The 6,610-nt window shown below is 43.6% G+C and carries 6 protein-coding genes and 1 pseudogene; 2 read left to right on the top strand and 5 right to left on the bottom strand.

The annotated features are described in order from the left end of the window. The first annotated feature begins 572 nt into the window (after window positions 1–572). Complete coding sequence (locus ACN4EG_RS26785; protein ID WP_431633342.1) at window positions 573–1,715, top strand: glycosyltransferase family 4 protein; 1,143 nt, start codon at window positions 573–575, stop codon at window positions 1,713–1,715. 339 nt (window positions 1,716–2,054) lie between these two features. Here the strand turns inward: ACN4EG_RS26785 and ACN4EG_RS26780 are convergent. The 4 genes and pseudogenes from ACN4EG_RS26780 to ACN4EG_RS26765 form a co-directional block, all read right to left on the bottom strand. Then, window positions 2,055–2,186 (bottom strand): annotated as a pseudogene (locus tag ACN4EG_RS26780) (IS701-like element ISPlag1 family transposase); the annotation flags it as partial. A gap of 180 nt (window positions 2,187–2,366) precedes the next feature. Continuing rightward, entirely contained in the window at window positions 2,367–3,047 is a 681-nt protein-coding gene (locus tag ACN4EG_RS26775; RefSeq protein WP_431633341.1) for a TMEM175 family protein, read from the bottom strand. 51 nt (window positions 3,048–3,098) lie between these two features. After that, window positions 3,099–4,484: an MATE family efflux transporter gene (locus tag ACN4EG_RS26770; RefSeq protein ID WP_431633340.1), complete on the bottom strand. Its 1,386-nt coding sequence runs from the start codon at window positions 4,482–4,484 to the stop codon at window positions 3,099–3,101. A 130-nt stretch (window positions 4,485–4,614) separates the two neighbouring features. Continuing rightward, the gene (locus tag ACN4EG_RS26765) at window positions 4,615–5,484 is read right to left on the bottom strand and encodes a sterol desaturase family protein (protein ID WP_431633339.1); all 870 of its coding nucleotides are present in this window, start codon (window positions 5,482–5,484) and stop codon (window positions 4,615–4,617) included. 290 nt (window positions 5,485–5,774) lie between these two features. On the opposite strand from ACN4EG_RS26765, the gene ACN4EG_RS26760 reads away from it, so the two are divergent. After that, the gene (locus ACN4EG_RS26760) at window positions 5,775–6,008 is read left to right on the top strand and encodes a hypothetical protein (protein ID WP_431633338.1); all 234 of its coding nucleotides are present in this window, start codon (window positions 5,775–5,777) and stop codon (window positions 6,006–6,008) included. Between the two features lie 6 nt (window positions 6,009–6,014). Here ACN4EG_RS26760 and ACN4EG_RS26755 read toward each other — a convergent pair whose 3' ends face one another. Further along, complete coding sequence (locus ACN4EG_RS26755) at window positions 6,015–6,485, bottom strand: AI-2E family transporter (protein ID WP_431633343.1); 471 nt, start codon at window positions 6,483–6,485, stop codon at window positions 6,015–6,017. Window positions 6,486–6,610 lie beyond the last annotated feature (125 nt).

Below are 6,610 nucleotides of genomic sequence, written 5' to 3'. Positions count from 1 at the left end.
GTCGCATTCGGGGCTATTTATCCACCTTGCGCAAGCAGAATATCAATCTTTTAGACGCTCTCGTTGGATTGTTCTCGGGCAATCCTGTGTCGCTTAAACCACAGCCTGAGTAGTTACCAAGCTCCTGCTTGAAGTCTCTGCTGACTTTAATGTGTCAGCAATCTTTTATTAGCTTAAGAACAGAATAAAGTTTGTGTAAACCATTCGCTGATTACCTAGGCAGTCAAAATTTACGCATATATACTGACAACTAGCGCTTGACTTTAGATTATTCACTAAGTCCGTCATTCATTACTTTCATTGACTATTTGTCATTTCTACAACCATTCCCCTGATCATTATTTTTTTGGCCGTCTTTTATTCCAATTATTCGTTGTTCTGGTTATTCAATTTATTCATCTGCCGTGCTGAAATTTTAGTCATACGCGTTGTGATCATGTAACTCTTACAGCGGTCTACAAATTGCAGCTACCTAAGGATTGTAATTTCTGAGCTGTTGCAACCATACAACCAGCGCCTATTACGATCGATGAATTCATGTCAACCCAAATAAGCTTTTAACTCAAACTACTATGCAGCTAGTCATTGTCCGCAGAACGCCGGGGATCTCTTTCAGCATGGACGTTTATGCTGATAACTTAGTCCAATCTTTAAGACAGATTAGACCTCACTGGAAAATCACCGAATGCGCACCCCATTCTTCAGGAAACTGGCGATCGGGAACAGGTTTGCGGAAATATTATGAACGCTACTGGAATCATCCTCGTGATGTTGTAGAGCAATCCGGTGATATGTTTCATGTGATTGATCACACCCATGCTCACGTTGCGCGCTGGTTACAGGCTCAAGGCAAACCTGTAGTGGTGACTTGTCATGATCTAGTCCCACTGACCCATCCAGAAACGGTGCAAGCCGAATCCCGATTACCTGCACTGAGTGCGATGGCTTGGCGCTACTCTGCCAATGGTCTTAAATGTGCGGATCAGGTTCTTTGTGTTTCGTCCCATACAGCAGGGGATGTTGTTCAGCACTTGAATATTCCACACCAGCGTACCACCGTAATTCATTCCGCAGTTAATAACCAGTTCCGATCGATCGATCCCGCGATCGTTCATGATTTTCGGCAACGCCATTTAGCAAATCCGCAGGAATTAGTATTGTTACATGTGGGCAGTAACCAAGTCCGCAAGAATATTTCTAATATTCTAAAAGCTTTGAAACGAGTGCAGGATCGGGGTATTCCCGCTCGACTTTGGCGGGTAGGAGATGGGTTTACAGCAGAGCAAACAGCATATATTGAACAAGCAGGTTTGAGCGATCGGATCACGCAGTTTGAAAACATTGATCAATCCAAATTAGTGACGCTTTACAATGCAGCAGATATCACCCTATTTCCATCATTTTATGAAGGATTCGGGTTCCCGGTTCTAGAATCCATGGCCTGTGGGACGCCTGTAATTACCTCGAATACCTCTTCTTTGCCTGAGGTAGCAGGAAATGCTGCAATTTTGATTGATCCGACGCAACCGAAAACGATGGCAGACGCGATCGAATGGTTACATCAAGATTCTAACTACCGAAAACAACTGATTCAACAAGGGTCACAATGGGTTAAACAATTCCAATGGAAAATTACGGCTGAAAAAACTGCACAGCTTTATGAGCAAGTTCTAGAACGTTATCAGCCTGCATATCCATCTCTGGTCCTTTCCTGAACGAATTCGATCTCATGTTACGGAGACTTAATGATACTCAAGTCAGCATGAAGCATGGGACAGATGAGTTCCCAAAAATTGAGCCCACTACTTAGAATTGTTAGACACAACCCCAGGTAGCTATGCCTCCTCGCTACGTGACTAGCAAGGAGACTTGTAGAGAATTTTCACAGTCGATCGAGCCACTCTTGTTTGTGATGTCAAACAAGAGTGGCTCTAAATTTGTGGGCTTTCTTCCGATGCACAATAGGAAAAGCTGGCGTTGCATACTACCTTAAATTTGGGGATGTGCCCGTCCCACAGTAAATCATATTCCTATTCAGCAACGCCACCTAGCTTTTCCTCTCGCAAGTAGCGGCGATTAATGGTGTCATGGCTAATTGTCTGCAAGTGCTCAGCCAAGTGAGTCAGCGTAAAGTTTGTCTGACTGCTCAGTAAGTATTGGCAATAATCGAGTTTACTAAAGGACATGCAAGGTCGATCACGCTCAGCAATAGAGTTACTGTACGGGGTATTCTCTACCTTGACTAGACCCTATCCATAGCGGTCTTGCGTAAGTCCTGATCAAGCTCTTAGAAACCGCTGCTCCAAACGTTAGCTTGTTGATGAATTCATACTCTGCATGAGTCATCAAAATTGTCATTCAAGCACCTAGGGAGTTAAATTGAAATCATTCGATCGAATGATTTCAATCAAAAGTCTTTCTAACGGATTATATGCAAACAGGAGTACTATCCAGGAATAATCCCATGCGGTTTGGCTCCAGTATGCAACGCCAAGCGAAACCAATGCAAAAACAGGTTCAATTAACATCTTAACTTGAACCGATCGAATCGTAGATTCATCCAAATTGCCATCCACCAACTGTCGATCGCGGGTTGCATACCACCAACTGATCGAAGAAGCAAAACCGATCGCCGCAATATTTAAGCTAAACCACAGTTTTGCACCAAAATTATGGGGAAACGTCATCACTAGATCATTCGAGAGTGGAACTAAAAATAGCCCCATTAAGTAGATGACCGAAATCCAAAGGTGAGTAACATTCGTCCTGCGCAAATAGCTAAACTGTTGAGAATGAGAGATCCAATAAAATGCTATCAAGGCAAATGTGACCGCATAAGTTGCCAAAGGCTGAAGTTGTGAGATCAAAAATGCATTAATCTCCCGATTGGTCATATTTTCTACCTGATCGGGGATATCAAAGGCAATGACTATTAAGGCCATTGCTAATGCAAAGATGAAATCACTTAACCGGGCCAAATGGCGAATGTCCGTTGAATTGTCCTGCTCAATCTGACTCGACAGAGTTGTCTCATTTGGGTTATTCATGGCTCATGGGGAATTGTTTTTCAGAGTTCGATCGTCGCAAAGGGTTTTGAACTATAAAATCGATTGGTATTTGTGTTTCATCCGTTTGGATAGCAAGTGGCAAAATCGCCAGATAAACATCACGGAGGCAAGGGTTAATCCAACGTAATAGCCAATCCATAACCCCATGCCCTGCATTCCCAAAACGAACCCTAAAATATAGCTGCTCGTCAACCCAATTCCCCAATAAGATAGGATCCCTAAGACCATCGGTATTTTCGTATCTTGCAGACCATGTAAATTACCGAGTGCCGTTTTTTGAATCCCGTCAGCAATTACCCCCAAGGCAACAACACCCAAAATGGGCACAGCAATATTGAGCAAATCAGCATTATCAGGATTGCGAACATCAATATACAAACCCACGATCGACTGAGGAAATAGCATCAGTACGAGTGTAATCAAGAACATAATAATCGTGGCGATCGCAATACTAAGATTTCCGGTTCGTTTGATTGCGCTGACATTTCCCTGTCCAAGCCACTGTCCAACCCGCGCTGTCGCTGCGCCCGAAATTCCCAACGGAATCATAAAAATAATCGATACAGTTTGCGAGACAATTTGGTGAGCAGCTAACATCGTTTCACCAAATAACCCAATTAACAATGTAATCGCCGTACTCCCGCCATACTCAAAAGCAAAAGCGATCGCAATCGGAACCCCTAGCCCCAGCAACTTCTTTAAAATTGGCTTATGCCATATTCGCTGCATTGCAAGAATACGATAGGACTTAATTTGCTGATGGCTCAGACAATACCCCAGCAACACTGCAAACATAAACCAAGATGAAACCAAACTAGACCAAGCTAAACCTGCCAATCCCAGTTGAGGAAATCCCAATGCCCCAAAACCTAGAACATAGTTACCCGCAATATTGAGCAATGTGCCCGCAATCACGATCGTCATAATCGGCTGAGGATGGGCAATACCAACTAAAAAACCGCGTAAAACGGCAAAGCCTAACGTTGCAGGTAATGCAAACCGCATGATGTCGATGTAGATCGTAAATAATTCTACTGTTCTTGGCGGTAGCCCCATCGTCTGCAAGGCAATTCCTACAAAAGCAACACCTAAAATTAGAGGAAAAACCATCAACAGCGATAATAGCAATCCTTGCCAGACCACCTGCTCGACTTTTTGACGGTTGCCACTTCCTTGAGCTTCTGCCACCAGAGGACTCACCCCCATCACCATTCCATTGGTAATCCCCACAATGACTTGAAAAGTAAGGGCTGCCAAACCACCTGCGGCTAAGACATCACGACCAAGATGCCCCATCATGATCGTATCGAAAAAGCCTGTTGCTGAATAGGCTAAAAAACCAGCGCTCAGGGGAAAGGCAAGATGCAAGATGTTTTTGACTTCTGTTTGAATCGTGCGAAAGGTACGGGAATTCATGGGAACCAAAGAGATTAGGTTAAACAAAGTGACTCACTAGAAAAGGACGAGAAAAGAATCTCTAGGTGAGTCGCTGACAAATCGTTTTGAGTCTTCGGAATCGGTGAGCTTGTAGACGATTTGGGGCAGGTTAGGCATTGCCTGCTTTTACAGATTCCTTAGAAGAGATCGCCGCTGGCTCGTTTTGATTCATACGGTCATAAACGGCTTGCAGAGTGGCGGGGTATTCCTCAAACTCAGTCCCCATCCACGCATCCCAATAGTGGAAGTATAACCCGTAGTTACCATTCACATGAGTGTGATGCATGTTGTGGTGAGTGGAAGGCGTTTTCCATTTCAAGAGCCAATGCGTTGTCCAGCTTTGAGGAATAATTTCATAGCCTAAATGATCGATCACATTCAATACTAGCGATACCACTTGGTAGCCAATCAAAGCCAAGAAATGCACTGGTAAAAGGAAAGAGAAAATTGCACTGGGTAAGCCTTCGACGATCGTTTCAACAGGATGGAAAGAATAGGCTGTGAACGGGCTGACATCAATACTATCGTGGTGAACTTTGTGCGTAAACTTGTAGAGCGGTTTCCAATGCATTAACCGATGCGCCCAGTAGAAATACGTATCTTGTAAAAAGATCATCAGCACCACACTGAATAGCAGGTAGGGAATTCCATACTGCCCAATGTCCTGATAAATACTGGTTAGACCGTACTGTTGAGCGATGTAAACAACCACGTCAATCACGGTGAAAATGAGAACAGACAGGATAGACTGGCGGATTTCTTTCCACCATTGTTTTTCATAACTGCGTTGCTTTTGCTGAATCCGTCGGGCTTGAAATTCTTTTTTGTACCATACCCAGAACACGAGGAAGGAGGGAACCGTAATCAGGAAGTAAATCGCGATCGCCGGGAGGGCAGTGCTGAATAATGCAAAGTCCCCAAGTGAGTCTAAGTAAGATAACAAGTTCAAATCATCAGAATTCAAAAGGTTCTCAAGCATGGCTGGTGACTCCGTTAGGTGTTTGTTGAGCTGTTTGAGCTTTGCTCATGTTTTATAATATGACGACTACTCATGTTTGTCAAGCAAAATCTGAGAATCGCTCGTGTTTTACCTCTGAGAAGCTCAAACCCAGGCTGGATAAGCATTTGGCTACATCCTCGCGCGGCCAGCACAGCATTAGACCTCTTGCGTGAGTCAGAATGGAGAAGCAAGTTCAACATTGAGAATCGCAGCGATGAGGTTGAACTATCGAATTCGCGATCGTGTATTGGCGACAGCGGAGGGTTGCTATGTCGCAACGCGATGATCGAGTTTATATCGGCCACATGATTGATACGGTCAACAAAGCGATCGCCTTTGTGTTGGTAAAAACAATCAGTACCTTGATGTGGCTTGCTCTGAATCAAGAGCAACCATTTCGGCAGCGACTGGTAGCAGAAATGAAACAGTTTGCCTTAAACTACCTGCAAATTTATTTCCCATCTAGCTACTTACCAGATGAGAATTTAGGGAGAAAAAATTGACTTGTTTTATACTTGAGTATCTTCTATGGTGTATGTAGCAACCTCTAACTCCCTGGTGGTAAGCAAGGAGTCTGCAAATCTTTTCAACAAGCTGGTTAGGGGTACAGCCAGCAGAATCCCTAACACCCCACCTAATTTTGCACCACAGAGCAAAGAAATAAAGATGACAGCAGGATTGACACCAGTCATTTGACCCATTAAACGAGGTGCAATAATAGTTTCGTTAATCTGTCCTACCAACACTGCTATTACTAATAACTTCACTGCTAACCAAATATTTTGGATGGCAAGTATGGGAAGAATTAGGGATACTGTAACTGTTCCACCAAAAGGTATAAAGCTGGCTATTCCAATCACCAAACCAAATAATAGTCCGAAGGGAATTTGAAACACTAGAAATAAAGTTATGAGTGCAGTACCTTGAATCATTGCCAAAGTTGCTTGTCCAGCAAAATAATTCTGGAAACTCTGCTGAATCAGAGATGGTAGTGGCTTTGTTGCATGATTAGAAAAACGGTCAGGTTCGCCTTGAGAGTGTCCTGGTATTAACCTTCAACCTTGTAGCTATCGGGTTTAACGATCTGAATCATCCGATTGAGCGC

The organism is Alkalinema pantanalense CENA528, assembly GCF_050753345.1.
In the GTDB taxonomy this organism is placed as follows: Bacteria; Cyanobacteriota; Cyanobacteriia; order Leptolyngbyales; family Leptolyngbyaceae; genus Alkalinema; species Alkalinema pantanalense.
Note: the sequence above shows the minus strand (reverse complement) of the source record. Positions and strands in the feature narration are given on the sequence as shown.

What these genes read in the sequence shown, in the direction of transcription:
- ACN4EG_RS26785 (WP_431633342.1), top strand. Translation starts at nt 573, where the DNA reads ATGCAGCTAGTCATTGTCCGCAGAACGCCGGGGATCTCTTTCAGCATG.
- ACN4EG_RS26775 (WP_431633341.1), bottom strand. Translation starts at nt 3,047, where the DNA reads ATGAATAACCCAAATGAGACAACTCTGTCGAGTCAGATTGAGCAGGAC.
- ACN4EG_RS26770 (WP_431633340.1), bottom strand. Translation starts at nt 4,484, where the DNA reads ATGAATTCCCGTACCTTTCGCACGATTCAAACAGAAGTCAAAAACATC.
- ACN4EG_RS26765 (WP_431633339.1), bottom strand. Translation starts at nt 5,484, where the DNA reads ATGCTTGAGAACCTTTTGAATTCTGATGATTTGAACTTGTTATCTTAC.
- ACN4EG_RS26760 (WP_431633338.1), top strand. Translation starts at nt 5,775, where the DNA reads ATGTCGCAACGCGATGATCGAGTTTATATCGGCCACATGATTGATACG.